Raw genomic sequence first — 2,262 nt, forward strand, 5'->3', positions numbered from 1 at the left:
GAACATGTCAATATCATCCGGGATATCCTCGGGCACGCGACGCTGGACATGTCTCAGAAGCACTACAATCGTGCCACCGGGTTGTCGGCCTGTGACGACTACCAATCTCTCTTGCAGGCAAAGATGAAGACCTTGGGTCGCAAACGTTAGGCTTTCGCGCCCACCCGTCGATCTTAGGTTCGGTCAAATACCTATGATCAAGGCATTTTTCATTGCAACGGGTTGCAATCGAAAGTGGAAGACACCGCCCAATCCATGCCTATAATGGGTTGGGCCAACTTGTTTCTCAGTCCGAAAGGCCCGACCCATGCGCGCCGCAATCTACGCCCGCTACTCCACCGATCTTCAAAGTGACGCCTCCATCGAAGACCAGCATCGGCTGTGTCTGCGCTTGATTGGCGGCAATGGGTGGCAAGAGGCCGAGACCTATTCCGACAGGGGACTGAGCGGAGCATCTCATCTTCGCCCTGGCTATCAACGGCTTTTGGAAGACGCTCGACTTGATAATTTCGATGTTGTTGTCGCCGAAGGCCTCGACCGGATCAGCCGGGATCAGGAACACATCGCCGCCTTTTTCAAGCAGATGCGGTTTCAGGGCATCCCGATTGTCACCGTGGCAGAGGGAGAGATTTCCGAACTGCATATCGGCCTCAAGGGAACTATGAGCAGCCTTTTCCTGAAAGACCTGGCTCAAAAGACCCATCGCGGACTTGAGGGACGTGTGCGCAAAGGAAAGTCAGCCGGCGGTATCACCTACGGCTATGACGTTGTGCGAGACATAGGCGCAGACGGGTCTATCACCACAGGGGAACGGCGGATCAATGCAAGCCAAGCCCAGATCGTTCAACGTATTTTTCGGGATTACAGCCATGGGCTGAGCCCACGCAACATCGCCTCCAATCTGAACGAAGAAGGCATTCCCGGACCTCGGGGCACATGGGGCGCATCGACGATCTATGGCAATCACCAACGTGGCACTGGTATCTTGAACAACGAACTCTATATCGGGCAGTTGGTTTGGAACCGGCAGCGTTTCGTCAAAGACCCAAACACTGGCAAACGACAGGCGCGGCTGAACCCGCCCGAAGACTGGGTTATAGAAGACGTGCCCGATCTACGGATCATGTCCGATGACCTGTGGAACGCTGTGAAGGCACGACAGGAAGAAACGCGCAGCGCCGCGATCAGCGATGGCATCAGGAAACTGGGCCTAACCAAGCGGGCACGGCATTTGTTTTCCGGCATGCTAACCTGCGGGTGTTGTGGCGGCGGCGTCATCCAAGTCGGCAAACACTATTACGGCTGCTCCACCCAACGGAACAAAGGCACTTGCGACAACCAGTTGACGATCAAACGCGCGGAGCTCGAAGATCGTGTTCTGTCCGGCCTCAAGGAACAGTTGCTGCACCCTGATCTGATCGCGGAATTCACCAACGCCTATCAAGAGGAATACAACCGTCTTGCCGGGTCCATTCAACAGGAGCGGATTAACGCGACACGTGATCTGGCGCAGGTCGAGCGCAAGATCGCACATCTCATCGACGCCATCAGTGATGGCATGTTTCACGCCAGCATGAAGGATAAGCTGACAGCGTTGGAGGTTCGCAAATCGGAACTCGAAGCCTTGATCGCCTCCGCCTCTGATGAACCACCGGTTTTGCTGCATCCCGGATTGTCCGATGTGTATCGGGAACAAGTCGCCAATTTGACCACGGCATTGCGCGATCCCTCTTCGCAAGCTGAGGCAACATCCATCATTCGCGGCCTGTTATCAAAGATTCGATTGGTCCCGAATGAGGGTAAGTATACGATTGAACTTGTTGGGGAGTTGGCGGGTTTGCTTGCGTTGGGTGTGTCCCAGAATGAACAAAGCCGCCCTGGGGCGGCTCGTTCGACACTTTGTTCGACCGTGATGGTTGCGGGAGCAGGATTTGCACCTACGACCTTGAGGTTATGAGCCTGACGAGGTAAGGACGTTTAGCGATTGATCCAGTGGATCAATTGTAGTTTGAACGGGCTGTTTGGATTTTCTGACGCTGGTTGCGGGAGCAGGATTTGAACCTGCGACCTTCAGGTTATGAGCCTGACGAGCTACCGGGCTGCTCCATCCCGCGTCAGAGTCAGATTTGTTTCATCGTATTAGAGAGAATGTGGGCTTTTACTAGGTTTGGCGGTGACCTACTCTCCCGGGGCTTAAGCCCAAGTACCATTGGCGCGGCAGTGCTTAACTTCCGGGTTCGGGATGGGACCGGGTGTTTCACT

1 protein-coding gene, 1 tRNA gene and 1 rRNA gene are annotated in these 2,262 nt (G+C 54.9%); 1 reads left to right on the plus strand and 2 read right to left on the minus strand.

Going from position 1 to position 2,262, the window contains the following annotated elements:
* Positions 1-307: 307 nt before the first annotated feature.
* Complete coding sequence (locus ACR0C3_RS23245; protein ID WP_480760780.1) at positions 308-1,957, plus strand: recombinase family protein; 1,650 nt, start codon at positions 308-310, stop codon at positions 1,955-1,957.
* Positions 1,958-2,037: 80 nt separating this feature from the next.
* On the opposite strand, the gene ACR0C3_RS23250 is transcribed toward ACR0C3_RS23245, so the two are convergent.
* Together ACR0C3_RS23250 and rrf are read right to left on the minus strand one after the other, a co-directional pair.
* Positions 2,038-2,114 (minus strand) — tRNA-Met (locus ACR0C3_RS23250).
* 51 nt (positions 2,115-2,165) lie between these two features.
* Positions 2,166-2,262 (minus strand): 5S ribosomal RNA (rrf, locus tag ACR0C3_RS23255); the annotation flags it as partial.

Source organism: Ruegeria sp. CK3, assembly GCF_056536565.1.